The sequence below is a fragment of the Hanstruepera sp. CR43 genome (assembly GCF_055227665.1).
On sequence record NZ_CP200078.1, the window covers coordinates 2531631 to 2557859 of the forward strand.

A 26229-nucleotide genomic window follows, 5' to 3' on the forward strand; every position below is an offset into this window, starting at 1 on the left:
ATTATTTACTAATTACTTTAATGGTTTTCTTGACCTCTTCTGCAATGCGTCTGGCTTCACTAATATCTTTATGAACGATAGTAACATGTCCCATTTTTCTAAATGGTCTCGTTTGTTTTTTACCATAAATATGAGGTGTAACACCTTCTAATTTCATGATATCAGCAATATTTTCATAAACAACATGGCCTGTATGACCTTCGGCACCTACCAAATTTACCATAATTCCACCAACTTTACTATCGGTTTGTCCCAAAGGTAAATTCAGTATAGCACGCAGATGTTGTTCGAATTGTGAGGTATAACTGGCCTCAATGGTTTGATGACCCGAATTGTGAGGTCTTGGTGCCACTTCATTAACCAGAATGTCATTGGTTTGAGTTTGAAACATTTCAACAGCTAACAGACCTACGTGATTAAAAGCTTTTGAAACATCTAAAGCTACTTGCTGTGCTTTTTTAGCAACATGTTCGTCAATTCGTGCAGGACAAATAACGTATTCCACCTGATTGGCTTCTGGATGAAATTCCATTTCAACAACTGGATAGGTTTTTACGTCACCGTCTACATTTCTAGCAACAATAACGGCCAATTCATTCTTAAAGGGTATCATGGCTTCCGCTATACATTCAACATTAGGTAGTCCAGTCAAATCCTCGATTTTTCTGACCACTTTTACACCATTACCATCGTACCCGAATTGGGCGCTTTTCCAAACAAACGGTAACTGTAACCCACCATTATTAATGGCTTCTTTAATTTCGGATGTGTAAGCAAATCTGGTAAAATCGGCTGTTGGGATATTATGATCCTTGTAAAACAGTTTTTGCGTGGCTTTGTTTTGAATGGTTCGCAAGGTTCTGGAAGACGGATACACTTTGACACCTTCTTTTTCCAAATCTTCAAGTGCATGGGTGTTGACGTTTTCTATTTCAAAGGTTAAAACATCAACTTGTTTTCCAAAATTATAAACGGCATCATAATCCATTAAATCACCAAGCTGAAACTCATTACAAGCTATTTTACAGGGAGCTTCCTCGCTGGCATCCATTACCTTGGTGTAAATATCGAATTTTCGAGTCGTATACAAGAGCATTTTTCCCAATTGCCCACCACCAAGAATACCGAGTTTGAATTCTGAAGAGAAAAAATTCATTGTGTTGATTTTGCACAAAAGTACAAATCAAAACCCTCTGAAAAAACTAAAAAACAAACAATCTAAAAGAGAATTCGTAAAACGTTAATCAAATGATTATCTTTGCGTTTCTAAAATTAACAATCGGGTGATAAAGCTTCACGATTTATATTTCAAACCGTTTATTTCAGAAGAGGAAATTCAAGTAGCTGTGCAACGCATGGTAGATGACATAGCAAACGATCTTCAAGATGAAGTACCTGTTTTCATTGGGATTTTGAACGGATCGTTTATGCTTGTTAGTGATTTTGTCAAGTTATATCCCAAACCTTGTGAGGTAACATTCATCAAGTTGGCTTCTTACGAAGGCTTAAAGTCTTCAGATGATATACAACGACTTATTGGTATCACGCAAGACTTAACGGGTAGAACGGTTGTTATATTAGAAGATATTATAGATTCAGGTAAAACACTTGCTGAAGTGCATCGTATTTTTAAGAATGAAAATGTCAAAGAGCTCAAAATAGCAACCTTATTTTACAAACCTGAGGCCTATAAAAAAGATTTTAAACTTCATTATGTTGGTATTGAAATTCCGGACAAATTTATTGTAGGCTACGGATTGGACTACAATGGTTTAGGACGCGATTTGCCAGCTATTTATCAATTAAAAACCACACAGCACATGACTAATTTAGTCCTATTTGGACCTCCTGGAGCAGGAAAGGGCACACAAGCTAATTTTTTAAAAGAAAAATATAATTTGGTTCACATTTCCACGGGTGATGTGTTCCGATTTAATATTAAAAATGAAACAGCTTTAGGAATGTTGGCCAAATCCTATATGGATAAGGGAGAATTGGTTCCTGACCAAGTTACTATTGATATGCTCAATGCTGAAGTTGAAAAAAATGCTGATGCTAATGGTTTTATCTTTGATGGTTTTCCAAGAACCCATGCACAAGCCGAAGCACTGGATAATTTGATGGATAGCAAAGATTCACAAATTAATGCCATGATAGCTTTAGAGGTTGAAGATGAGATTTTGGTAGAAAGACTGCTTGAGCGTGGAAAGAGCAGTGGTCGTGCTGATGATGCCGACGAATCCATAATACGAAACCGCATTACCGAATACTACAATAAAACAGCTATTTTAAAAGATTATTATTCGGCTCAAAACAAATATTTTGGTGTTGATGGTGTTGGTAGTATTTCTGAAATTACCGATCGATTAAGTAGCGTTATAGATTCATTATAATTTTCTTGAGTTTAAAATTATTAACTTTTAAACTTCAACTTTTAAACTCATACGATGACCGAAGGGAATTTTGTTGATTATGTAAAACTGTATGTGTCCTCTGGAAATGGCGGCAAAGGTTCTGCGCATTTACATCGAGAAAAGTACATTGAAAAGGGCGGGCCAGATGGTGGTGATGGTGGTCGTGGTGGTCATGTAATCATTCGTGGCAACCAAAACCTTTGGACGCTTTTTACCTATAAATTCAAACGTCATTTTAGGGCTGGTCATGGTGAGCATGGTAGCAAACAGCGCAGTACAGGTGCTGATGGCGAAGATGTTTATATGGATGTGCCATTAGGAACGGTCATTCGCGATAAAGAAACCAATGAAATCATTTTTGAAATCACCGAGCATGGTGAAGAAAAAATAATCGTGGAAGGTGGTATGGGTGGACGTGGCAAGCTGGCATTTTAAAACGGCTACTAATCAAACACCGCGTTATGCGCAACCAGGAATTCCGGGTCAGGAACGAGATATCATTTTAGAATTAAAAGTTCTGGCCGATGTAGGCTTGGTCGGATTTCCTAATGCAGGGAAATCAACGCTTTTATCAGTTATCACAGCAGCTAAACCTAAAATAGCTGATTACGAATTCACCACACTCAAACCTAATTTGGGTATCGTGGAATATCGCGACCATCAAACTTTTGTCATGGCCGATATACCTGGGATTATTGAAGGTGCGGCAGAAGGACGTGGTCTAGGGCATTATTTTTTACGTCATATTGAACGTAATTCAGTCTTGTTATTCCTAATACCAGCAGATGCTGACGATATCAAGAAGCAATATGATATTCTTTTAGATGAATTAAAACGCTATAATCCTGAAATGTTGGATAAGGAACGGCTTATTGCTATTTCCAAAGGTGATATGCTTGACGACGAGTTAAAAGCCGAACTCAAAGAAGAACTGGATAAGAGTTTACCAATAGATTATTTATTTATATCTTCCGTAGCACAAAAAGGCCTGCAGGAGCTTAAGGACAAGCTTTGGGCTATGCTTCAAGACTAAACTAGTTTTGTTATGAGACAGTATATTAAAAATATTGTTGAGTTTAATGATAATAGAGCCAGCAAAATCTTTGCAATATTCATTCAGTGCTTAATTCTATTGTCAATTATCACATTTTCAATTGAGACAGTACCTAACCTGAATCCTCAAGTAAAATCGGTTTTATATGGCGTTGAGGTGTTTTGTGTGACCATTTTTACTATCGAGTATCTACTACGAATTTATGTAGCGGATAGTAAACCCAAGTTTATATTCAGTTTTTTTGGCATCATCGATTTTCTAGCCATTCTGCCGTTCTATCTGTCGTTTGGAATTGATTTGCGCTCGTTAAGGGCTTTACGCTTTTTAAGGTTATTTAGAATATTGAAGCTTGTGAGATATAACCGAGCTATGATTCATTTTACTACGGCTATTAAATCGGCAAAAGAGGAGATTTTGTTGTTTTTGTTCATAACATTAATTCTCATTTATTTCTCTTCTGTCGGGATTTACTATTTCGAGAATGAAGCCCAACCCGAAAATTTTTCTTCAGTTTTTGATAGTTTGTGGTGGGCTATAGTAACACTGACAACGGTAGGGTATGGTGATGTGTATCCCATTACTGTTGGCGGTAAAGTGTTTACATTTTTTATTCTATTGATTGGTTTAGGTATTGTGGCCATTCCAACCGGTATTATTTCTTCAGCTTTAACCAAATCGGTTGATAAAAAAGACGCTTAATTTTAGTATCTTTAAAATAAAAATGAAAAAGCTTTTTGTCCTATTTGCAGTACTTTTAATGTTGTCATGTGGTGTGACCGTTAATTACGATTACCAAAAAGAAACCAATTTCAATCAATATAAAACCTATCACTATTTTGACGATATGCAAACAGGTTTAAGTGAACTGGATTCTAAACGATTTTTCAGTTCATTGGATCAAGCATTGCAAGCCAAAGGTTATACACTTTCTGAAGAACCAGATTTTATAATCGATATTAAAAGTACTTCTTACCAATCAGCTCAAAGTTCTTCTGTAGGAGTGGGTGTAGGTTCAGGTGGAGGTGGTGTCTCTGTCGGTATTCCAGTTGGTCAAGGAAATATGTCTCGACAAATCATTTTTGATTTTGTTGATGGCAAAACCCAGCAATTAATTTGGCAAGCAGTTAGTAATGAACCTTATATGCCAGAAAACACCCCAGAAGCTCGAGAAGCCCAATTTAAAGAGGTTATCGATAAAGTGCTTGCAGGGTTTCCTCCAAAGTAAATAACCTTTGTTCTTTAGCAGTAAAGTGTTAAGCTTAAAGATATCTGTAGTTTAATAGCTAGCTGATAAATCTTTACGTTTATAGTTTAATTTAATTAGTGCATGAAATATGCTATCTTAGACTCACCTACATAATATTAAACGTTTATATTATGAAACATTATTACCTTTTATTTGTAATATTTTTTACAGCTTTCTCCATAAATGCACAAATAGTTAATATTCCTGATGCTAATTTTAAAAACGCTCTAATTGAAGTAGGGGTTGATATAAATATGGATGGAGAAATTCAGTTTACAGAAGCTAGTTCAGTTTTATATTTATCACTTTTTGATAAGAACATTGTTTCTTTACAAGGCATTGAATCGTTTGTTAATCTTGAGTATTTAAATTGTGGGCGTAACAATATTACTGAATTAAGCCTCAGCACACTATCAAATCTATTAGAATTACATTGTCATGAAAATGAATTAACCTCATTAGATGTTAATTCATTAACAAATTTGATTGAATTAGGTTGTACCTCAAATAATATAACCGATTTGGATGTTAGTTCGTTAACCAACCTTGAAACATTATATTGCCATGATAATAATCTAATCAATTTAGATATTAGCTCGTTAACCAATCTAGAAAGATTATATTGTAACAATAATAATTTAACCACTTTAGATGTAAGTTCATTAACTAGCCTTCAGAGTTTATATTGCAAGAATAATAATTTAACTTCAATAGATTTAAGTTCACTAATTAATCTTGAATTTTTTATGTGTGATGATAATCAATTAACTGATTTAGATTTCAGTTCATCAAATAATCTCAGATATATAACGTGCGACAATAATCAACTTACTAGTTTAGATGTAAGCTCATTATATAATTTAAACAACTTAAGTTGTAATAATAATCAACTTATATACATATTATTAAAGAATGGTAGTGATTTAAGTGGTTTTGAGTTTTCTGATAATCCAAATTTACAGTTCTTATGTATAGATTTATTTGAATTAGAAGATATTTTATTTTTATTGGATTATCATGGTTATGATGAGACTGTTGTAGTAAATTCATACTGTTCTTTTGTTCCTGGTGGAGAGTTCTATGCGATACAGGGTCAGAGTTTGTATGATTATAATTCTAATGGGTGCGACAATAATGATATTAATGCGTATAATATTAATTTTAGTATTACAAATGGAACATCTGCAGGAACAATTATTTCAAATACATCAGGTGAATATTTTTTCCCTGTTCAAGAAGGCTCGCATACTATAGTGCCTCAATCAGAAAATTTAGATTATTTTATAATTACACCTCCTAGTGTTATTGTCGAATTTCCAAATGATTCAAGTTTATTTAATCAAGATTTTTGTGTGACTCCAAACGGGATTCATAATGATTTAGAAATTTTTATCATTCCAATGCAATCTCCACGGCCAGGGTTTGATACAGATTATAAGGTTATTTATAAAAACAAAGGCAATACAACACTTTCAGGAACTGTATATTTTGATTTCAATGAGCCTGAAGAAACAATGTCTTTTGTTACATCAACACCAGGGCATGATACTTTAGAGAACAATATATTAAGTTGGAATTATACCGACCTTCATCCTTTTGAAAACAGAGAAATTTTAATCACCTTAAGTATGAATACGCCAATGGATATACCACCTTTGAATGCGGGAGATGAAGTTGGTTTTGTAGCAGATATTTATCCTAAAGATATTGATGAAACGAGTAATGATAACAATTTTCAATTAAAAGAAACAGTCGTCAATTCTTATGACCCTAATGATAAAACTTGTTTAGAAGGGGCAACTATTACACCCGAAAAAGTGGGTGATTATTTACATTATTTAATTCGTTTTGAAAATACAGGAACAGCTAATGCTGTAAATATTGTTGTAAAAGACGAATTAGATTTAACCAAGTATGATGTGTCTACATTAATCCCTTTATCTGGTAGCCATGACTTTTTGACAAGAGTAATAAATGATAATGTTATTGAGTTTATTTTTGAAGGTATCGACTTACCTTTTGATGATGCTAATAACGATGGTTACGTATTGTTTAAATTAAAGACATTGAATTCTTTGGTTATTGGAGACTCTTTATCAAATGATGCAGAAATTTATTTTGACTATAACTTTCCTATTGTAACTAATGACGAAATAACAACTGTAGCTGCTTTAAGTACTGAAGAATTTGAATTGACAAATAATATATCTCTTTACCCAAACCCAACAACCAATACATTGCATGTTGAAGCAAATAATGAGATATCTTCTTTAAACATTTTCAATCTTTTGGGTCAACAGATATCTGGTTTTAAGACTAATACCTTATCAACGGTTGTTGACCTTGCCAATTTTAAATCAGGTATATATTTAGTTAAGATTGTGATTGGAGAACAGACAGCGACTTATAAGATTGTTAAGGATTAGCTTTCGTTAAGACGTTGTTAATTAGTTTTATATGTAAAATTTTGTTTGTTAACTTGATGACATCTTAAAAACCATAAACTATGAAAACACTCGCCAAATTATTGGTCATACTTATTATGACTGTGTCCGTAAAAGCTCAAAACACGATTGGTCCCATGGACGATTACTCACCTCAAGTTGGCACCTTGGTGTCCATGCTTAACGATATGAAAAATCGTGTTGAACGTACAGTAAAAGATTTATCAGTAGAAGAATTGGATTATTTAATGGATGATAAAGCAAACAGAATAGGTTCCTTAATTATGCATTTGGCAGCTACTGAAGCTTTTTATCAAGTCTATACCTTTGAAGGGAGAGAATTTAATAAAGAAGAGGAAGAGCAATGGGGAACGGCTTTGAGTCTTGGTGACGAGGCTCGTGAGAAATACCAAGGGCATGATGTGCAATATTATTTGGATGCCTATACTGAAGTTAGAAATAAGACCATGCAGCTTATGAAAGAAAAGGATGATGCTTGGTTAGCAAAGCTAAATGCGAGTGGTAACATGAATAACCATTGGGGCTGGTACCATGTTATGGAGCATCAATCCAGTCATTTAGGTCAGATTTTATTATTGAAAAAACGGTTGCCAAATAATTAGATAATGAATTTAAAAAATAAAGTAGCATTAGTAACAGGAGGAAGTAAAGGCATTGGATTTGGTGTCGCACAAAGTTTACTTCAACAGGGTATTCATGTGGCCATTACAAGTCGGAGTAGTGCGGCTGCAAGTGAAGCTGCAGACTTATTAAACGCCAAAAACAATACCGAAGCAAAAGCGATTGGTTTACAAGCAGATGTTCGCAATTTAGAAAGCCAAAAAAATGCAGTGAACCAAGTTTTACAAAGTTTCGGGTCTTTAGATGTTGTGGTTGCCAATGCTGGCATAGGACATTTTGCGAGCATTGAAGACTTAACTAGTGATCAATGGCAAGAAACCATAGATACCAATTTAACAGGGGCTTTTTATACTATAAAAGCGAGTGTAGATGCTCTAAAAGCTTCTAAAGGTTATTATATCACTATTTCAAGTTTGGCAGGCACAAATTTCTTTGCAAATGGGTCAGCTTACAATGCGAGTAAGTTTGGAGTTACCGGATTTACGCAAGCAGTCATGCTAGATTTAAGGAAATACGGTATTAAAGTGAGTACTATAATGCCAGGTTCTGTGTCTACATATTTTAATGGTCATGAACCTAGTGACAGTGATGCCTGGAAAATACAGAGTGAAGATATTGGTGAACTGGTTGTTGATTTATTAAAAATGCATCCAAGAACACTACCAAGTAAAATTGAGGTGCGTCCAACGACACCACCAAGTAATTAAAATAAAGCTTCAAATTTTGAAGCCTTTTTTGTTTAATTGATAACCGATATTCTAACACCTTCACTATGACTGCTGAATTCTGGTGCATACATACTTTGAATCGTTGTAATGCCATCGCTCATTTTGCCAGCATTATTAACGCATAAGCCATATTCAAACATGTAAACACCAGCAAGATATTTTATATTTTGGTTTAGGGAAGTTGGCTATTTTTTGAGTGAGATAGAAAGGTTATCTTTGTAAAACCGACGTTTTCAATGTTATGCAAAAGCTTTGTTTCCTATTATTAATTCCTTTCACCCTAAATTCACAGAATGTGGTTCAGGAAACAGAATTCTTACTCGACAAGAAAAAATACGAGCAAGCCGAAGTCATTATAGAAGACCACCTGCTGGAAAACCCAAATGACCCAAAAAGTATAGAATTACTAGGAGATGTTTATGCCTATCAGGAAAAGTGGGATGACGCCATTGAACAGTATGAAAAACTAGTGAGATTAAGTCCCGATAATGCGGAATTCCACTATAAATATGGTGGAGCCATGGGTATGAAGGCTCTGGAAGTTAATAAAGTGACCGCCTTATTTATGATTGATGATGTGGAAGAAGCCTTTTTAAAGGCCATTACTTTAGATAAAAACCATATTAATGCGCGTTGGGCTTTGGTGGAGTATTATGTGCAATTACCGGGAATTATTGGTGGTAGTGTCAGTAAATCGTTGCAATACGCCAATGAGCTTGAAGCTATTTCAAAAGTAGATGGCTATTTGGCTAAAGGCTATATTTATGAATATGATGACGAACCCGAATTAGCCGAAAAATACTATAAGATGGCGATAGAAACGGGAGGTTCTTTAACCTGTTATGAAAAGCTAACGGCTTTTTATGAAAAGCAACAGCAGCCTGAACATGCCATTCAAAATATGGAGGCATCCCAGAAAAAACACCACCGAAATGCATTGCACTACCAAATAGGAAAGGTAGCCGCAGAATATAACGTGCAATTGGATAAAGGCGAAGCCTGTTTGCAAATCTACCTCAAGAATCACTCTGCTGAAGATGGTGTTCCCAAAGCATGGGCACATTACCGATTGGCGCAGATCTATAAGCATCAAAACAACAAAGACTTGGCGCTCACTCATATTGACCAAGCCATTACACAGCTTCCAAAAATTAAAGTATTCAGGGAAGAAAGAAGCCATATTTTAAAACTGTAATTGCCTAAAAAACTTCGGGCTAGCCACTTCACACTTCCAATCGCAATCCTTATATTTGAATTCTACAAAATCATTCTATGAACGTACATTTTATAGCTATTGGAGGCGCTGCTATGCATAATTTGGCCATTGCATTGCATAATAAAGGATATCACGTAACTGGCAGTGACGATACTATTTTTGATCCTTCCAAATCTCGTTTGGAATCCAAAGGCTTGTTGCCCGAACAGTTTGGGTGGTTTCCTGAAAAAATCAATGATTGTTTAGACGCCATTGTTTTGGGTATGCATGCCAAAGCGGATAATCCGGAGTTGTTGAAAGCCCAGGAGTTAGGACTAAAAATTTACAGCTATCCCGAGTTTTTATACGAGCAGTCCAAAGATAAAACCCGAGTCGTTATTGGTGGCAGCCATGGAAAGACCACTATTACATCCATGATTTTGCACGTGATGCATTATCATAATCGCGATGTGGATTATATGGTTGGCGCCCAATTAGAAGGTTTTGATGTGATGGTAAAACTCACCGAAGACAATGATTTTATGGTTCTGGAAGGCGATGAGTATTTGAGTTCACCTATTGACAGACGACCAAAATTTCATTTGTATAAACCTAATATTGCTTTGTTAAGCGGTATTGCCTGGGATCATATTAATGTGTTTCCAACTTATGAGAATTATGTGGAGCAGTTTAGCATTTTTGTAGATAGTATTGTACGTGGAGGTAGTATCACTTACAATGCCGAAGATCCTGAAGTGGCTAGAGTGGTAGAAGCTTCTGAAAACACCATTCGGAAGTTACCATATTACACACCCGAATACACGGTTGATAACGGCGAAACCTTATTGGAAACTCCCGAAGGGCCTCTGCCCATTGAAGTATTTGGTAAACACAATCTGAACAATCTGGCAGGTGCCAAATGGATTTGTCAACACATGGGCATAGATGAAGACGATTTTTATGAAGCCATTGCGACTTTTAGAGGTGCCAGTAAACGTCTGGAAAAAATTGCCGAAAGTAAAACCAGTGTGGCTTATAAAGATTTTGCCCATTCGCCCAGTAAAGTGGCGGCAACCACCAAAGCCTTAAAAGAACAATTTCCTGATAGAACCTTGGTAGCCTCTTTGGAATTACACACTTACAGTAGCTTAAATGCCGAATTTTTAAAGGAATATAAAGGTGCTTTAGATGCTGCCGATGTAGCTGTAGTATTTTATTCACCTCACGCAGTTGAAATTAAAAAGCTGGAAGAAGTTACCCACCAACAAATAGCTGATGCCTTTGAACGTGATGACCTCATTATTTATACCAACCCAGGCGATTTTAAAAACTACCTGTTTTCCCAAGATTTTAACAATAAAGCCTTATTGCTCATGAGTTCTGGTAATTATGGAGGATTGGATTTTGATACTGTGAAAAGGTTGATTGACTAGTCGTGTCATCATGACAAGTCGTTTGGTCAATATATGGAAGTGCGACCAAAGTAATCCGTGTGTTAAGATTAGTGAACTTGATATGGTCTCCAAACAAACGAACTGGCAATTACTTATAGTTGGTGTTGTACTTCGTTAATTATCATTTTTCCATTTTTCCAATTCAATATCCAATTTTTCCATTTCATTAGTAATATCAATGGAATCCTTTTGAAGGTTTCTTAAATAGGGTTCTTTATCCAGTAAATTCTTATCAGATGTAATTTTAGTGTCTAAAATTTTAAGAATTTCGGTTGCTAGATTTTTTCGATGTATAGATCTTTTTATTAAGTGGTTTGAAGTGCTTCTTGAATAATCAAGTGCTATTTTAAATTCGTTAGATTTTTTTAGCTTTTCAAAATCATCCGGTACAGCTTGTCTTCCTCTATAGCTCGTGAAGTAATTGGGATAAATTTTCTCTTCTAACAGCTTTTCAGCAAGATCTCCTCGGTCTTCTAAAGTTTTTGAGTCTTCATAATAATGGATAACTTCATTGATAAAGTCTTTATCATCCAATATTTCTATACCTATGTTCAAAAGTCTATCATATACCAAATAGTCAGCTCTTGTGCTTTGTACCCTTGAAATTAACGCTAAAGATGAGTCTAATGCTTCTGTATATGGTAAATCTTCTTTTACGACCCGCTGTAATAGTTCGGCATTTAAATAAGCAGATTTTAATCTTGCTTTTTCACGGGTTAGGGCAACAGTATCAGCCATGATTTTTGCCTTTAGTTCTATCAAAAGCCCTTGTTTTAATTTTTCTCGTTTCCAATTTTCATTCGCATTATTAATTTGTAGAGCAATGAGTATTCCTAGTACAACAAGAATAATTTCGCCAATGGCATATTTTAAATATTTTCCAGTCTTGTTTTGTTCCATAAGATTGAATCTAATCTTTCTAAAAAACTTTATCATGGTTTGGTTGTTGGTTATAATAAAGCATTGCAGCTATTACACTTACATGTTGTTGGTAAACGTATTTATATTTCATCCCAAGTCATTTTGATTTGACTTTCTCCGCACTTTTCAAGCGATTTAATTAGGCCATCTTTGTCATAATACATTTTAAATTTTTCAGGGACTATTTTGTTTATCAATTCTATCGATGGGCTTAAATCTTTTTGGTAGTAATTTTGAATCTGAATTTGTTTTGTTTTTCCATTTTTGGTAAATCGGTAAACTTTTATATCTCCATCAGATATACAGGGATTGGAATAAAAAACTCCTAAACTATCTAAATTTATTTTTGACAATTTCCTCATTTCCTTTTTTGGTAAGTCTGTCGATGTGTAAAGTATAATGTCTTTTTCATTTTCTAATTCTCCACGAAAAGTTATTGTCAGCTTTTTGTCTGTTAATTTGTAGAGTACTGAATAGGCAAGAGAGTAATTATAATCGGCCACTGACAATTCAAATGGTTTAATTGGTTCAGATTTGCAAGACCCTAATATTGAAGTTAGTATTATAAATCCTATAATTTGTAGATTTCTCATAAGGTTGCCAACAATGGAATAAACACAATTGTGTTTATTATCCATGATGTTTATCCCACTAAAAATAGTTAAAATTCTTACAATTTATGTGGGTTTTTACTTGTAATTATATAGCTTATCCTACTTTCCTTCGAGAATCGTCCCTAAAAGTGTTGTAAAGTTAGTTTCTTGTTGTGGATAAATACACTTACTTTTTTTGTAAATTTAAATACGTAACTTTTATCTATAAACCAATGAAACAATTAAATACATCAGGAAGATTTTCCAAAATCGTTAAAGTCTTCTTCTTAACCATGGGGTTGGGTTTATGGTCATTTAACGGAGTATGGGCTCAGGATATTAAAAAGGAGCAGGTGCATTTTAAAAAAGGTAGCACCAGTGCTACCATAGAAGCCAGTATTACGGGCTATGAAATTATAGATTATGTGTTGAACGTTAGTAAAGGGCAATCCATTAATGTGAGTATGGCAACCGATAATACGGCCAATTACTTTAACGTTATGGAACCAAATGAAGATGCAGTAGCTATTTTTAATGGTTCCATAAATGACAACATGTACGAAGGTGTGTTGCAAAAAAGCGGCAATTATACTATTCGCGTTTACCTCATGCGAAGTGCTGCCCGAAGAAATGAAAAGGCCAATTTTAGATTGGAAATGATAGTGAGTGCCTTGAATCAGGTAGCTCATGATGCTAAAGTAGCTGGAACCAATTACCATGCAACCGGTAAGATTACATGTCAGATAGGCAGTGGACAATCAGCCGGTAATTGTGATTTTGGTGTGGTGCGAGTGGGTAATGGGACAGCTCAAGTAACAGTTACCAAACCTGACGGAAATACACGAACTATTTATTTTGAAATGGGTAAAGCCACGGGATACGATAAAGCAGATTCTGAAAACCTGGAGTTTAAATCATCCAAGCAGGGTTACGATCTTTACATCATTCACATTGGTGACGAACGCTATGAAATTCCGGATGCCGTTATTTCTGGTGGGTGATTATCTAGAATCAAATACCTTGTCCAAAAAAGCATGAATGCTTTTTAATATGGGGCTTTATGGGTTAATTTTTAAAGAACTTTAAGCTTCTGTTATCGCCATTTTTAGAAAAATTAATAATATAAAATCCTTTGGACAGCTTTGATGTGTCAATATAATTTCGGTTAGCAGCGAATTTTGTTTTCACAACAGTTTTTCCTTGCATATCCATAATTTGAATAGTATCAAATTGCGTATTTGAGATGTAGAAAAGTTGATTTTCAACAGGGTTGGGATATATTTTAATAGGCTTTTGCAGACTTTCATAATGACTCATTCCCAAAGTAGGGCAGTTGGGTTCCAATAATCTTAAACTTAAAGCATCATAATAACTATCATTATCACTACCAGCCAATCTATTGCCCCGTAAGGTAACTTTTAGGGTACGGGTTCCTACAGGTATAATGGCATTACTGCTCTTTAAAGTCCAATTTGGTGTGGCATTTGATACAGAGGTTGTTGTACTGATACTTATGTCGTTTTCGTTTAAAAACTCCACAAATAATTCAGGTAAATCATTGTTGTTGGCATACGATCTTAAATAGCCGGAATATTCAACAAGGTAGTTTTGTGCATCTATTTGTGATGCAAAACTACTAACATCAATGTTTTGAAATGCGATTCCTGTATCTTGCTCATTGGCACAAACACCACCTACAGCAAAAAAGCGCGAACCCTCATAGGTTGGAACAGAGTTACATTCGTTGCTGGTAAGTGACTCAATATCGCCTATCCAATTGGAAGTTCCGGATTCGGCATCACTATTTAATAACAGATTGGCTGTAATGTAATTGGGCTCGGTAGTAGAAAAACTCAAGGGAGTAGACCAATCACTCCAAGTAAGATTTTCGTTTCTATAGCGAACACGCCAACAATAGTTAGCATTAGCCGATAGAGAAAATATTTCTTCATCGGTGAGATCGTCATTTAGTTGCGTGTTGACTTCATTGTACCAGTTTTCTGATTGTTTCCATATATCAATTACGGAAGAATCATTAAAATCACAGCCTTCAACTATTTGCCAATGGGTAGCTTGGTGGGAATTGGAGCTGTTTACAAAATCTGAAGCTTTCAAATTCACACAGCTTATAGAGGTGCTTCCACTGGGTGATATGCCAATTGGCGTATCAGGTGCTGTATCAAACCGTTTTATGGTTATTTCGTCGCTCAAGGTATTGTTTTCAAACGTGTTTTGATCGCCTTGCGAATATCGCTTTAATACAAATTTAGGGTCTGATCCTGCTTCAACTTCGAGCATTACAAAACCATATTCATCTTCACTTAAAGTAAACTCTTCATAATCGGCATTTGGAAATTCTCCCCAATTATCTATGGCACCACCAGCAGTGGCCACATTAACCCAAAGATGATTGTGGTCTCGAGAACTGACCTCTGGAATAGGCATGGGTATGGCCAAAAAAATGAATGGACGGTTTCCCATAAGTTGTTGAAAAGGTTTCCAAAAGCGTAATGATTTCTCCGGTAAAATCTAATTCACCTGGTGTCCAAAGTTCTGATTTAAAGGGATGGTGCAATTGTACAAAAACAAAATCTATGGTATCATCGGTTCCTGCTTCATCTAAAACCTGTTGTAACCATGTTTGCTGTGTTGTTAAATCGACCGCTGGGCTGTTGGAATTCAAACCAATAATTCGCGTATTGGAAATATCTTTATACCACCATTCTTCAGGATTGGATGCTGAACCATTTAGAGGTAAATTAAAGTAATTTAAAAATAATGATACGCCAGAACCGTAGTATTCGTGGTTCCCCGGTACTGGATATATGGGTACAAAGGGAGAAATATTATCTGCAGGTCTAAAAAAGTCGTTTCGCCACGAATTATAACTACCGGTTGCAACCAAATCACCAGGAATCAATATAGCTTCTAAATCATCTATACCGTTGGTATAATTGGATACAGCAATAGGTATAATGCCACTATCAACTATAGTTTCAAAGACATTAGGGTTGGAACCATCTCGTTGCATATCCGACATGGCGACAAGATTGATATTACTCTCTGAAATTTTGGTTGGATGTGTGTTGAAGGTGTAAAGCGAAGAAATGACACCAGTACCAGTTCTAACCTTATAGTAATATTTAGTGTTTTCAGTTAACCCGGATAATATAGCCGTATGAATTCTATTGCTGCCGTCATTTGCAATGGAGGTGCTGGTAACTGTATTGTCTAAAGAAAAAGCATCTGTTCCCCAATCTACAAAACCGTCATTAGTACCATCGGTTTCCCACATAATAAGCATACTGGTTGAGCTTCCATTCTGTAAATATGGCTCGACAATAATGTTTTGGGATTGAATTACAGAGCTAGTGCATATAAGAATTACTACCAGGAAAAATCTCTTTACTGCAAACATTTTTTAAGGTGTTGGTTAGGATATATAAGATGAGTAATGTACAAAATTTGTGTAAATTTTAAGCTATTAGAAAATGCTATTCAAAGTGGTCTTAATACCTTTTCGTTCTCACAAAAAAGTTTGACGATTATTATGAATGGGCATGAGAAACAGGTAACATTTTTTAGTTAATCAAATTATCCGTTCCCTTTTCAGACTTTGGTAGTTCTTTAATGTGCACATCCCGTTGTGGGAAAGGTATCTCAATACCCAGTTCCTTGAATTTATTATAGATGGAAATGGAAACATCGCTTTTGGCTTGCAAGCCAATTTCATAAGATACCCAAAAACGCAACGTGAAGTTTAGGGAGCTGTCACCAAATTCGGTAAACAGTGCTTGTGGCGGCGGTGTTTTTAACACACTTGGATAATTATTGGCAATGTCATTAAGGATTTCTATAATCCTGTTGGGGTCGGCATCATAAGTGGTCCCTATGGGAATCTCAACCCGCTTGATACTATCAGAAAGTGTCCAGTTAATAAGGTCATTGGCTATGAGGTTATTATTGGGTACAATAACTTCGGCACCATCAAAGGTTCTGATACTGGATGAACGTATACCAATTCGGCTCACAATGCCCAGGAGGTTATTCACTTCAACAGTGTCGCCAGGTAGTATGGGCCTTTCAAAAACCAATATCAATCCGGATATAAAATTGGATACCACGGTTTGCAATCCAAAACCAATACCAACACCCAGCGCTCCTGCCATCAGGTTGAATTTGCTCAATTCGATTCCCAAGGATGACAATGCCAATACAAAACCAAATGCAATTACAAAATATCTGATAACCAATGAAATAGCGGCCGGAACACCTTTTGGGAGTTTTAAAAACCTTAAAACACCTTCGCCATCGTTAATGATAAAGGCTACAAAACGCGTTATGATATAGGAACACGATAATATGAGTATAAATGAAACAATGGCTCCTAGTGTAAAGTTTAGATCACCTACCTTATAAGGTTCGGTTAAAACATCCCTTAAATATTCTACCAAAGGACGCAACTGGTCTATCATTCCCAAAAAGAAAATAAACCAAAGTATGAAAACCGTGACTTTGATGGCATGTAATAACTTGTCCTCTACAGCTATTTTTTTTGATAAATCGACTGTAGATTTAACGCCATAGTGCCTATGGATTAATCCCATGGCGATGCCTTCTGTTATAAGTAAAATACAGAAGAAAATCACAGATATCACACCACTTTGCGTGCATATATCCAAGGTAATATCGGTTAAATTTGTGTAGCCTAAAATATTTGAAACAATTGAGACAATACTCAAGAAATACAATAGGGGTGTAAGCCTCACGATAACGATACTTAACTTATTTAGAGGGAGTTTACGTGTTTGTAAATAAGGGTGGGTAAAGTAAAATAAAGCAGCAACGACCAAGGCCGCCTCCAATAGCAGATAAATTCTGTACAAAGACGAGTTGAACCATATAAATGTTTTGGCGGCATCAATGATATAGAAGACCATAATGACATAAACAATCTTCTTGAATTTTGGATGAATACTCGGTTTGATAATTTCACCTCCAAAAAACAAAATGGATAGAGTAATAATATTGCCTAACAACTCGGGTGAATCGGTAAAAAAGAACTCACCAAAAAGTAGGGCTAAAAATAAGATGCAGGCTAACGTATGTTCTACAATGACGCTTTTGGCAGTCTGAATATTGATGTTGGCGTTGTCTATTTCGTATTTTAGGAACCCTTTCTTTAAGTAAAGCACGAGCCATACCAAAACCAGGGAGAAAATAATAAAAGTAACTATATGGTTTATGCTGTTTTTAAGGTAATTGACAGAATCAGTAATATTGGCGGTAATCGACTCGGCTTTATCGATGTTGTTTTTTGGAACGTTTTTAAAGGGCGTTTGCCATAGGGGTTCGTGCCGTAAATTGAACAAATCATAAACTTCAGAGTTTTTCAATTCCAACAAAGAGCCCATGACATTATCTATTTCGCCTACTTGCGAATTGATTTTTGACTCGAGCTTCAGGAATTCATTGTTTTCATTAATGATATTGGTCTGTACCGCTTTGGTTCTGTCCCAAATATCCTTGATACTAGTCAACAGTTCTTCGGGGGCTTCCTCATTGGTGGTGTTTTCATAGGTAAGTTCCCATGTTTTTTCATTGAAAGCAACCTGCTCATACAATCTAGAGTTACGTTCTTCCTGAATGTTTATGATAGAAAGCCAATTTTGTAATTTGGTTTTGTTGTTGAACCATTTGGAATGTAGGTTGTTTATTTTTTGTTTGTTAGGGTTGGCTTTAATAAAATTTTCGGTATAGGTTTTTTGTTCTTCAAAACTGCTTTGGAATATTGAAAACAGGGAATCTATTCGTTTAATATCGCCTGAAATAGCTGTTTTCTTTTCAATGATTTTAAGTTCGTCAATGGCCTCGCTAATTTTTTGAATGACATTTATAGTAGGAATGGCCGTTGGCATGACTACCTGTGTGGAGTCCGTGGTACTCTCGGTTGACGGGTTTTGTGAGAACAGGCTCGAACTCAAAAGAAAACAACAAACGGTTATGGTAGTTTTCAATATTGGCCTTAATTGTGTTATCATGTTTACGTAACGTTAATGGTGAAACATAAATAGTGGTCAGTTGGCATCATTGATTTCTATCCAATATCCATCCGGATCTTGGATAAAGGTTTGCCTGACACCATCAGGCCTTTTTTGAACGTCATATTTTTTGGCACCACCCAAACTGGAATATTCCACGCCTTGGGATTTTAAATAAGCCAAATAACCATCTAGATCATTGGTTGATAGGGCAAAATGGTTAAAACTGCTGGGATTGATTGCCACACCCGCAACTTCACCAACATGCAATTCCAAATTGTTGCCCAAGGATAGGAACATCTGGTTTTTTGGTAGCCAGTCGGCATTGAGGTTTCGCAAGCCCAGTATTTCGGTATAGAACTTTTTACTCACCTTAAAATCGCTGACAACCAAGGTGGTGTGTTGCAAGGTTAGATTGAATTTGGTCGTTATGGAATCTGTGGCAGCTTTTGATGGTTTGACATTCTGCGCATTTGTAGAAAAAACAGCTAATGAAAACAGAACTATTAATAAAACCAATCTACGGGTAAATACATATGATTTCATAATGCTAAAGTTTTGGTTGGTTAAAATGTTATGATGTATCACAATCATACCATTTGTAAACGAAGTTCGGGTATTTTTTTAATAAAATCAAATTATGCAGAAAGAGTATGCTTATAATGAACAGTGTGTTTTGACGTATATTAAAAGTAATCAACAACCCAATTCCAGCTATAGAAAGACGCTTGGATTCTTAAGCTGTGCAATAAGTGAAAGTATTTTATTTAGAATAGTTTTGCCACCCAGAACTTGATTCAGGGTCTCAAAATGGATTCAGCATCAAACTTAGCTATCTTTAGGCAGAACGGAATGAGAGAAAGGTTGGTGTTTTACTACGGTACTTTGTCATGAGTAGTTATTAAGTGTTATGATTAATACAAACTAGGAGCCTCCTTTTGGGAGATAAAATGTAAAAATCGATATCACCAACCAATTCTTCAGAATGCATATTATAACTATATGCATAATAATTCCCATGTTCTTTTAATATACTTCGAATCAATTGCACTCTTTCGTCCTGATTTGATTCGTCAAATCTACTATTCACCCGTACAGCAAAATTCACAAAATTATTTTCTAGACTATCATAAGGTGTTTTTTTCCATTTTACTTTTTCCCATTGATCTCTTGATGATTTAGGATATTGTTGAAAAAATAAAGAATCTGGTTTGATAAATTCGTTTGCTATACTTTCGCTAAACGACAAGAAATGTATTGAGTGACCATCACCATTAAATGCTCTTGGTGAATCCATATTATAAACTTCTTTGACCCAAAATGTTTTACCTGTAATGTCTTTTACATAAAACAGATCACTAACCTTTTTTGATCCCGGTATAATTTGAGTTTTATATCCAATAAATAGAAAAGTCGCAAAGAAAAGGATTATATTAATGATAATAGTTCCTTTCGATTTGGAATCTCTATTTTTCCATATCCAATATGCCCAAAGAACAATTATGGAAACAAAGAACAGAAGAATGACTAATAATATTATCATAAATAGTAATTTCTAACAACGTTTTGGATATGAAGTCGTTTAAGTGTTTTATATCCATCGATAACGAAGTACGGGTATTTATTTGATAAAGCCAAATCAAAACACCTTGTCCAAAAATGCTTTAATACTTTCTTGGTTTTTTTGAATCAATTCGGTTTTAGCGTTTTGGGTGTCAGCCGTTTTCTTGTCTTGAGAGAGTTTAAATTTACCTTCCCAATCCGTAATGGTTATTTCAAACATCTTGATATAGTCCAAATTAGCTTCCAATCTGGGGTTATTGGGTTCCAATACGTACTTATGGTCTGGGGCTTCCAAAAATGCTGTCATGGTAATCAAAGACTGCTTAAGAGCCTCCTTGCTTTCAATGGCTTTTACGGTCCCTTTTAAATGTACTTTAATGTAGTTCCAGGTTGGTAGCTGGGTGGTTGTGTATACCGTTGGCGAAATATAACACTGTGGTCCAGAGAAAATGAGTGTTACATTATTGTTGTTTTTTAGAAGTGGTGTTTGCGGATTGTAAATATCAATATGTCCAATAAGTTTACCATCATTATTCAATATTAATGGTAAGTGTGTTATGAGTGGTTCTTGGTCCTTTACTGAAATAACCGTTGCCAATGGATAGGTTTTGATTACTTCAACCAGGTGTTCCCTGTGGTTGTCTTGATGGTGTGGTGGTGGATAGGTCATTACACACCAAATTGCGTTAAATGATGATCTAGGTGTTTATATTGCATTTGTCCCCAATGATCATGTGAAAAATATCCAAACATAGGATGTGGTGGCCATTCGGTTTGATCTTTTTTGGCGTAAAAGTCCTGAATATCGTTAAGGAGTTTCGTTTTTTCAGTACTGAAATCAAAATCATTGGACACTACAAACTCCTTCGAAGTTGGCAGACTTTTTTGCCAAGGCTTATCGTTGTAAAGCGACGATTTAAATAATGAAAATATGGAACGCTTTATAAAATTTGTTTTTTTTAATTGTAATTTCCCTAAAGCAACTTCCAATGGAAATTGGCAGTGTTTCAACATTTGAGAGACGTTCATTTCGCCCCATTTGGGAGTTTGTTCTTGGGAGAGTTTGTCTATTCTGGAATTAATTTCAGCTACAGCGTCTTCGGAAAACAGAGATTTCATATGTTTAGTATAAGGATGTATATTAAAAATTGCTTCTGAAAGTTACAATATTTATATTTACTAAATGACTGAAAAACCTGCTTCATTTTCCATAAAAAATTGGTCACAAGATGATCAGCCTAGGGAGAAACTCCGCGACAAAGGCAAAGCGGCCTTGAGTGATGCCGAGCTGGTTGCTATTTTAATTGGTTCTGGTACTAAAAATGAAAGTGCTGTGGACTTGTGCAAACGCATTTTGGCTTCTGTTGATAACAACTTGAATGAGCTAGGCAAGCTGTCTTTAAAACAATTGATGGCGTTTAAGGGCATTGGTGAGGCCAAAGCGATAACCATTGCTGCGGCTATGGAATTGGGTAGAAGACGTAGAGGCGAAGAAGCTTTGGAAAAGAAGAAAATTTCTTCCAGCATTTCAGTGTTTGAATTGATGCAGCCTATTATAGGCGAATTACCGCACGAAGAATTCTGGATTATTTATCTGAACAATTCCAATAAAGTCATTCAAAAACAGCAATTAAGTAAAGGCGGCATTACTGGAACACTGGTTGATGTTAGATTGGTTTTAAAGATGGCTCTGGAATTGGGTGCTACGGGTATCATTTTGGTGCACAACCATCCATCAGGTACTTTAAAACCTAGTGAAGCTGATAAACAGATTACCCAAAAATTAAAAAATGCTAGCAATAGCCTTGATATCAAAACACTCGATCATTTAATAATAACAGAAGAGGCTTACTATAGTTTTGCCGATGAAAATTTACTTTAAATGATTCTAGTTTATACGCATAAAATCTCGCCACGTTTAAAATATGCTTTTAAACATATTTTCACCAGAATTTTAGGAATACCGGTTTCATTTACTACGGTTATTGAAGAATTTATTGCCCATGATAGTTTGAAAATGTCGTATACCAAACAACCTTTGGGGAATGAAATATTTGTTAGAAGTCATGAACTGATTTATGAGCAAGGCCTTTCGGATTTGGATATTCAGGTTCATGATTGGGAGGGTGTGAAATGCTTTTTTATGACCAATGATCGAGGAGAAATACCCTACGATTTATTTTCAGCAACATTTTATCTGTTGAGCAGGTATGAAGAGTATTTGCCGCATGTTAAAGATGAATATGGACGCTACACGGCTGAAGAAAGCTTGGCATTTAAAAATAATTTTTTACAAGAACCCATCGTTGACATATGGGCTTATAAGTTTAAACAGATTCTTTCAGATCGGTTTCCAGATTTTGTTTTTCCGGTGCGTCAGTATTCGGTTAAACCCATAATAGATGTCCCATCTCCCTATAGTTTTAAATTAAAGGGATTTATGCGGAATTTTGGTGGAACGGTTAAAGATATATCAGGCTTAAAGTTTAAACGACTTTATAATAGATACTTGGTTTTATTTGGCTTAAAGCATGATCCAGATGATACGTTTAAATATATTTTAAATAGACAGAAACAATCACCCTTTAAATTTTTGTTTTTCTTTTTAATAGGGGATTATTCAACATATGACAAAGGAATTAATGCGCAAAAAAAACAATATGTGTCGCTTATAAAACATATAGCAGATTATTGTTCTGTGGGATTAAAGGCCTCGTTTTTTGCATTAGATGATATTCAAGTGCTCAAAAAAGAAAAGAATAGGATGGAAGGTATTTTAAATACCACATTAGTGGCTTCAAGACAGTCGTTTTCGAAACTTAATTTGCCAACTTCCTATAGAAACCTGGTCGATTTGGAAATCTCTGAAGATTATACCATGGGTTATGTAAACCATGTTGGGTTTCGCGCGGGAACCTGTACACCATTTTTCTTTTATGACTTGGATTTTGAAATTCAAACACCATTGAAAATTAATTCCTATCATGCTTTGGATTATACTTTGTTGAAACATAATTCATTATTGGACAAAAAGGAAACATTACTAAAAATTATCAAGCAAGTTCAGGCCGTTGAAGGGGAGTTTGTTCCTGTTTTTCATAATTATACATTTAGTGAAATAGAACGGTGGAAAGGGTTTAAGGAATTGTTTAATGTTATTTTGGAATCTGCTGATGGGAATTAATAGTATTACCGATATATTTTTTGATTTGGATCATACACTTTGGGATTTTGATAGGAATTCGGCTTTGACTTTTGAGAAAATTTTTCGAATTCATAATATTCGTGTTGACCTTCCTGAATTTTTGGAGGTTTATGAACCTATTAATCTGGAATATTGGAAACTGTATCGTGAAGATAAGATTGACAAGCCTTCATTGCGCTATGGTCGTTTAAAAAATAGTTTTGATAGAATTTCCACGTCTGTTTCCGATGAGGTTATTAATTTATTGTCTGAAGATTATATTAACTATTTACCTGAAAACAATTTTTTACTTGAGGGGGCATTTGAAATTTTAAATTATTTAAAACCGAAATATAGTTTACATATTATCACCAATGGATTCCATGAAGTACAACACGGTAAATTGGATAAATCCAAAATTGCATCTTACTTTAAAACGGTCACTACTTCAGAAATGGTTGGTGTCAAAAAGCCTAATCCCACCATTTTCCATCATGCTTTGGGTTTGGCAGGTGTCGAGGCAAAAAACAGTCTGATGATTGGTGATAACCTGGAAGCCGACGTTATGGGTTCTTTGAATGTTGGATTGGACGCCATTTGCTTCAATATTCATGGAACAAAGGTTGCTGAAAATGTCAAGCAGGTATCAAATTTGTTAGAATTAAAATCGATTTTGTAATCCAAAGCGTATCTTTACACTTTGTAATAACAAGCATTATGTTAAGAAAAATATCTTTAGTTATTTCAATGATGTTGTTGAGTTTTTCAATTGATGCTCAAGAAAACATCAATCATTATAAATATGTCATAGTCCCTGAAACGTTTGACTTTATGAAGGAACCCGATGAGTATCAATTAAGTTCATTGTCAAAATATTTGTTTGGTAAATATGGTTTTGTTGCTATTCTTGATAATGAGCCTTTACCTAATGAACTTATAAAAAATGGCTGTTTGGCACTCAACGCAAATTTCATCAAAGATCCAGGAATTTTTAAAACTAAAATCTCATTTGAACTTATAGATTGCAGAAAACAAGTTATCTATACATCTGGTATAGGAGAATCTCGGGAAAAAAAACTAAAAGTTGCCTATAATCTGGCCTTACGGGAAGCTTTCGAATCGTTGAAGTCTTTGAACTATCATTACAAACCCGCCAGCCCGAATGAAACTGTAGCTGAAACTGTGCATATAGCAACTAATTCGAATATTAATCAACCGGTTGATTTGTCTCAAGGAAACTCCGCTGATGATATGGAATCTCAAGTACTATACGCCCAACCCGTAAATAATGGATACCAATTGGTAGATAGCACGCCGAAGATTATTTACACATTAATTTTTTCAGGGAAAAAGGATTTTTTTATGGTAAAAGGCAGAGATGCAACCGTATATAAATTGGATGGCACCTGGGTCATTGCTGAAACAATTGGAGACGACTTACAGGTTAAGACTTTAAATATTAAATTTTAATATCCATACTTGTCTTTCCATCGCTTTTTTAGAAATTCCCGTTGCGCTATTTCCCGACTGTTGTTGCCTGGTTCGTAGAGCGTAGTCCCTTTGATAGGTTCTGGCATAAATTCCTGATTGGCAAAATTGTCATCATAGTTATGGGCATATTGATAATTATCGCCATAACCCAATTCTTTCATCAATTTGGTTGGTGCATTTCGTATTTCCAGAGGCACACTCAAATCACCTGTCTGTCTAACCAATTTTTGCGCGTTATTGATAGCTTGATATGAGGCATTACTCTTAGGCGAACAGGCCAGATAAGTAACACACTGACTTAAAATAATTCGTGATTCCGGGTATCCAATTGTCGAAACAGCTTGAAACGTATTATTCGCAATTACCAAAGCAGTAGGGTTCGCATTGCCAATATCTTCACTGGCCAAAATGAGTAAACGTCTTGCTATAAACTTGACGTCCTCACCGCCTTCAATCATTCGAGCCAAATAATAAACGGCCGCATTGGGATCACTACCGCGAATAGATTTTATCAATGCCGAAATAATATCGTAATGTTGCTCGCCAGTTTTGTCATAACGAACCATATTATTTTGAACATGTTTGGAAACGAGGTCATTCGTGATAGTGATGGTATCTTTTGACTCTGAATTCACCAAAAGCTCAAAAATATTCAACAATTTTCTGGCATCTCCTCCAGAAAGACGTAATATGGCATCGGTTTCTTTGAGTTTTATATTTTTTTTGGATAAGATGTCATCTTTTTTGATGGCACGCTTTAAAAGTGCCTCTAAATCGTTTTTGTCAAATGAATTCAAAATATACACTTGGCATCGTGATAAAAGAGCAGAAATAACCTCGAAACTTGGGTTTTCTGTTGTGGCACCAATTAGAGTAACCCATCCTTTTTCAACAGCTTGCAAAAGGGAATCCTGTTGTGATTTACTAAACCTGTGAATTTCATCAATGAACAGGATAGGGTTTTTGGTTGTAAACAGGCCCCCAGATTTTTTTGCCTTGTCAATGACATCCCTGACATCTTTAACACCGGAGTTTATGGCACTTAATGTGTAAAATGGTCTTTCAGATTCATGGGCTATAATATTGGCAAGGGTTGTTTTGCCAACACCTGGCGGACCCCAAAAAATCATGGAGGGAATAATACCCGATTGAATTTGTTTAGTCAAACTCCCGTTAGGCCCAACAATGTGGCTTTGACTAATGTAGTCATCCAATGTCTTGGGTCTTAAGCGTTCTGCCAAAGGTTCGTTCATGATGTA

24 protein-coding genes and 1 pseudogene are annotated in these 26229 nt (G+C 35.4%); 14 read left to right on the forward strand and 11 right to left on the reverse strand.

Annotated features, from left to right (window positions below):
* Window position 1: 1 nt before the first annotated feature.
* Complete coding sequence (locus ACKXGU_RS11560) at window positions 2-1156, reverse strand: 5-(carboxyamino)imidazole ribonucleotide synthase (protein WP_463465466.1); 1155 nt, start codon at window positions 1154-1156, stop codon at window positions 2-4.
* A 127-nt stretch (window positions 1157-1283) separates the two neighbouring features.
* Between ACKXGU_RS11560 and ACKXGU_RS11565 the strand changes: the two genes are divergently transcribed.
* The 9 genes and pseudogenes from ACKXGU_RS11565 (at window position 1284) to ACKXGU_RS11605 (ending at window position 11156) form a co-directional block, all read left to right on the forward strand.
* Window positions 1284-2393 carry an adenylate kinase gene (locus ACKXGU_RS11565; RefSeq protein WP_463465467.1) on the forward strand — a complete coding sequence of 370 codons (1110 nt, stop codon included), beginning with the start codon at window positions 1284-1286 and terminating at the stop codon, window positions 2391-2393.
* Between the two features lie 54 nt (window positions 2394-2447).
* Window positions 2448-3447 (forward strand): annotated as a pseudogene (obgE, locus tag ACKXGU_RS11570) (GTPase ObgE).
* Between the two features lie 12 nt (window positions 3448-3459).
* Window positions 3460-4167: an ion transporter gene (locus ACKXGU_RS11575; protein WP_463465468.1), complete on the forward strand. Its 708-nt coding sequence runs from the start codon at window positions 3460-3462 to the stop codon at window positions 4165-4167.
* 22 nt (window positions 4168-4189) lie between these two features.
* Window positions 4190-4693 carry a DUF4136 domain-containing protein gene (locus ACKXGU_RS11580; protein ID WP_463465469.1) on the forward strand — a complete coding sequence of 168 codons (504 nt, stop codon included), beginning with the start codon at window positions 4190-4192 and terminating at the stop codon, window positions 4691-4693.
* Window positions 4694-4845: 152 nt separating this feature from the next.
* Window positions 4846-7140 (forward strand): DUF7619 domain-containing protein, encoded by a 2295-nt coding sequence (locus tag ACKXGU_RS11585; RefSeq protein WP_463465470.1) that lies wholly within the window; start codon window positions 4846-4848, stop codon window positions 7138-7140.
* Between the two features lie 80 nt (window positions 7141-7220).
* Entirely contained in the window at window positions 7221-7781 is a 561-nt protein-coding gene (locus ACKXGU_RS11590) for a DinB family protein (RefSeq protein ID WP_463465471.1), read from the forward strand.
* Window positions 7782-7784: 3 nt separating this feature from the next.
* Window positions 7785-8507 carry an SDR family oxidoreductase gene (locus ACKXGU_RS11595; protein WP_463465472.1) on the forward strand — a complete coding sequence of 241 codons (723 nt, stop codon included), beginning with the start codon at window positions 7785-7787 and terminating at the stop codon, window positions 8505-8507.
* Between the two features lie 262 nt (window positions 8508-8769).
* Complete coding sequence (locus ACKXGU_RS11600) at window positions 8770-9723, forward strand: tetratricopeptide repeat protein (RefSeq protein WP_463465473.1); 954 nt, start codon at window positions 8770-8772, stop codon at window positions 9721-9723.
* Between the two features lie 77 nt (window positions 9724-9800).
* Window positions 9801-11156 carry a UDP-N-acetylmuramate--L-alanine ligase gene (locus ACKXGU_RS11605; protein WP_463465474.1) on the forward strand — a complete coding sequence of 452 codons (1356 nt, stop codon included), beginning with the start codon at window positions 9801-9803 and terminating at the stop codon, window positions 11154-11156.
* Window positions 11157-11291: 135 nt separating this feature from the next.
* Here ACKXGU_RS11605 and ACKXGU_RS11610 read toward each other — a convergent pair whose 3' ends face one another.
* Both ACKXGU_RS11610 and ACKXGU_RS11615 read right to left on the reverse strand, forming a co-directional pair.
* A complete protein-coding gene (locus ACKXGU_RS11610) occupies window positions 11292-12077 on the reverse strand; it encodes a hypothetical protein (RefSeq protein WP_463465475.1) in 786 nt (261 codons plus the stop codon).
* A 101-nt stretch (window positions 12078-12178) separates the two neighbouring features.
* Window positions 12179-12736, reverse strand: coding sequence for a hypothetical protein (locus tag ACKXGU_RS11615; protein WP_463465476.1), 558 nt, complete (start codon window positions 12734-12736; stop codon window positions 12179-12181).
* Between the two features lie 188 nt (window positions 12737-12924).
* Here ACKXGU_RS11615 and ACKXGU_RS11620 point away from each other — a divergent pair, with 188 nt between their 5' ends.
* Complete coding sequence (locus tag ACKXGU_RS11620) at window positions 12925-13692, forward strand: hypothetical protein (protein ID WP_463465477.1); 768 nt, start codon at window positions 12925-12927, stop codon at window positions 13690-13692.
* 64 nt (window positions 13693-13756) lie between these two features.
* On the opposite strand, the gene ACKXGU_RS11625 is transcribed toward ACKXGU_RS11620, so the two are convergent.
* The 7 genes from ACKXGU_RS11625 to ACKXGU_RS11655 form a co-directional block, all read right to left on the reverse strand.
* Window positions 13757-15172 (reverse strand): T9SS type A sorting domain-containing protein, encoded by a 1416-nt coding sequence (locus ACKXGU_RS11625; RefSeq protein WP_463465478.1) that lies wholly within the window; start codon window positions 15170-15172, stop codon window positions 13757-13759.
* The gene (locus tag ACKXGU_RS11630; protein WP_463465479.1) at window positions 15087-16109 is read right to left on the reverse strand and encodes a purple acid phosphatase family protein; all 1023 of its coding nucleotides are present in this window, start codon (window positions 16107-16109) and stop codon (window positions 15087-15089) included. Before ACKXGU_RS11630 ends, ACKXGU_RS11625 begins: the two co-directional genes overlap by 86 nt.
* A 163-nt stretch (window positions 16110-16272) precedes the next feature.
* On the reverse strand, window positions 16273-18732 hold the full coding sequence (locus tag ACKXGU_RS11635) for a mechanosensitive ion channel family protein (protein ID WP_463465480.1): 2460 nt from the start codon (window positions 18730-18732) through the stop codon (window positions 16273-16275).
* Between the two features lie 36 nt (window positions 18733-18768).
* Window positions 18769-19278 carry a VOC family protein gene (locus tag ACKXGU_RS11640; RefSeq protein WP_463465481.1) on the reverse strand — a complete coding sequence of 170 codons (510 nt, stop codon included), beginning with the start codon at window positions 19276-19278 and terminating at the stop codon, window positions 18769-18771.
* 355 nt (window positions 19279-19633) lie between these two features.
* The gene (locus tag ACKXGU_RS11645; protein ID WP_463465482.1) at window positions 19634-20275 is read right to left on the reverse strand and encodes a hypothetical protein; all 642 of its coding nucleotides are present in this window, start codon (window positions 20273-20275) and stop codon (window positions 19634-19636) included.
* A 96-nt stretch (window positions 20276-20371) separates the two neighbouring features.
* Entirely contained in the window at window positions 20372-20965 is a 594-nt protein-coding gene (locus tag ACKXGU_RS11650; RefSeq protein ID WP_463465483.1) for an FMN-binding negative transcriptional regulator, read from the reverse strand.
* Window positions 20965-21414, reverse strand: a complete 450-nt coding sequence (locus tag ACKXGU_RS11655) for a DUF1569 domain-containing protein (protein ID WP_463465484.1) — start codon at window positions 21412-21414, stop codon at window positions 20965-20967. The genes ACKXGU_RS11650 and ACKXGU_RS11655 overlap by 1 nt, the downstream gene beginning before the upstream one ends.
* Before the next feature lie 64 nt (window positions 21415-21478).
* Here ACKXGU_RS11655 and radC point away from each other — a divergent pair, with 64 nt between their 5' ends.
* From radC to ACKXGU_RS11675, 4 genes are read left to right on the forward strand one after another with little or no spacing between them, the layout of a single operon-like run.
* Complete coding sequence (gene radC, locus ACKXGU_RS11660; RefSeq protein WP_463465485.1) at window positions 21479-22177, forward strand: RadC family protein; 699 nt, start codon at window positions 21479-21481, stop codon at window positions 22175-22177.
* Window positions 22178-23479, forward strand: coding sequence for a polysaccharide deacetylase family protein (locus ACKXGU_RS11665; protein WP_463465486.1), 1302 nt, complete (start codon window positions 22178-22180; stop codon window positions 23477-23479).
* Window positions 23469-24158 carry a YjjG family noncanonical pyrimidine nucleotidase gene (locus tag ACKXGU_RS11670; RefSeq protein WP_463465487.1) on the forward strand — a complete coding sequence of 230 codons (690 nt, stop codon included), beginning with the start codon at window positions 23469-23471 and terminating at the stop codon, window positions 24156-24158. The genes ACKXGU_RS11665 and ACKXGU_RS11670 overlap by 11 nt, the downstream gene beginning before the upstream one ends.
* Before the next feature lie 38 nt (window positions 24159-24196).
* Window positions 24197-24949 (forward strand): hypothetical protein, encoded by a 753-nt coding sequence (locus ACKXGU_RS11675; protein ID WP_463465488.1) that lies wholly within the window; start codon window positions 24197-24199, stop codon window positions 24947-24949.
* On the opposite strand, the gene ACKXGU_RS11680 is transcribed toward ACKXGU_RS11675, so the two are convergent.
* Window positions 24946-26223: a replication-associated recombination protein A gene (locus ACKXGU_RS11680; protein WP_463465489.1), complete on the reverse strand. Its 1278-nt coding sequence runs from the start codon at window positions 26221-26223 to the stop codon at window positions 24946-24948. The genes ACKXGU_RS11675 and ACKXGU_RS11680 overlap by 4 nt on opposite strands.
* Window positions 26224-26229 lie beyond the last annotated feature (6 nt).

Bases quoted from the DNA above. Each gene is read 5' to 3' on its own strand.
- ACKXGU_RS11560 (WP_463465466.1), bottom strand. From the start codon at position 1,156: ATGAATTTTTTCTCTTCAGAATTCAAACTCGGTATTCTTGGTGGTGGG.
- ACKXGU_RS11575 (WP_463465468.1), top strand. From the start codon at position 3,460: ATGAGACAGTATATTAAAAATATTGTTGAGTTTAATGATAATAGAGCC.
- ACKXGU_RS11580 (WP_463465469.1), top strand. From the start codon at position 4,190: ATGAAAAAGCTTTTTGTCCTATTTGCAGTACTTTTAATGTTGTCATGT.
- ACKXGU_RS11585 (WP_463465470.1), top strand. From the start codon at position 4,846: ATGAAACATTATTACCTTTTATTTGTAATATTTTTTACAGCTTTCTCC.
- ACKXGU_RS11590 (WP_463465471.1), top strand. From the start codon at position 7,221: ATGAAAACACTCGCCAAATTATTGGTCATACTTATTATGACTGTGTCC.
- ACKXGU_RS11595 (WP_463465472.1), top strand. From the start codon at position 7,785: ATGAATTTAAAAAATAAAGTAGCATTAGTAACAGGAGGAAGTAAAGGC.
- ACKXGU_RS11600 (WP_463465473.1), top strand. From the start codon at position 8,770: ATGCAAAAGCTTTGTTTCCTATTATTAATTCCTTTCACCCTAAATTCA.
- ACKXGU_RS11605 (WP_463465474.1), top strand. From the start codon at position 9,801: ATGAACGTACATTTTATAGCTATTGGAGGCGCTGCTATGCATAATTTG.
- ACKXGU_RS11610 (WP_463465475.1), bottom strand. From the start codon at position 12,077: ATGGAACAAAACAAGACTGGAAAATATTTAAAATATGCCATTGGCGAA.
- ACKXGU_RS11615 (WP_463465476.1), bottom strand. From the start codon at position 12,736: ATGGATAATAAACACAATTGTGTTTATTCCATTGTTGGCAACCTTATG.
- ACKXGU_RS11620 (WP_463465477.1), top strand. From the start codon at position 12,925: ATGAAACAATTAAATACATCAGGAAGATTTTCCAAAATCGTTAAAGTC.
- ACKXGU_RS11625 (WP_463465478.1), bottom strand. From the start codon at position 15,172: ATGGGAAACCGTCCATTCATTTTTTTGGCCATACCCATGCCTATTCCA.
- ACKXGU_RS11630 (WP_463465479.1), bottom strand. From the start codon at position 16,109: ATGTTTGCAGTAAAGAGATTTTTCCTGGTAGTAATTCTTATATGCACT.
- ACKXGU_RS11635 (WP_463465480.1), bottom strand. From the start codon at position 18,732: ATGATAACACAATTAAGGCCAATATTGAAAACTACCATAACCGTTTGT.
- ACKXGU_RS11640 (WP_463465481.1), bottom strand. From the start codon at position 19,278: ATGAAATCATATGTATTTACCCGTAGATTGGTTTTATTAATAGTTCTG.
- ACKXGU_RS11645 (WP_463465482.1), bottom strand. From the start codon at position 20,275: ATGATAATATTATTAGTCATTCTTCTGTTCTTTGTTTCCATAATTGTT.
- ACKXGU_RS11650 (WP_463465483.1), bottom strand. From the start codon at position 20,965: ATGACCTATCCACCACCACACCATCAAGACAACCACAGGGAACACCTG.
- ACKXGU_RS11655 (WP_463465484.1), bottom strand. From the start codon at position 21,414: ATGAAATCTCTGTTTTCCGAAGACGCTGTAGCTGAAATTAATTCCAGA.
- radC (WP_463465485.1), top strand. From the start codon at position 21,479: ATGACTGAAAAACCTGCTTCATTTTCCATAAAAAATTGGTCACAAGAT.
- ACKXGU_RS11665 (WP_463465486.1), top strand. From the start codon at position 22,178: ATGATTCTAGTTTATACGCATAAAATCTCGCCACGTTTAAAATATGCT.
- ACKXGU_RS11670 (WP_463465487.1), top strand. From the start codon at position 23,469: ATGGGAATTAATAGTATTACCGATATATTTTTTGATTTGGATCATACA.
- ACKXGU_RS11675 (WP_463465488.1), top strand. From the start codon at position 24,197: ATGTTAAGAAAAATATCTTTAGTTATTTCAATGATGTTGTTGAGTTTT.
- ACKXGU_RS11680 (WP_463465489.1), bottom strand. From the start codon at position 26,223: ATGAACGAACCTTTGGCAGAACGCTTAAGACCCAAGACATTGGATGAC.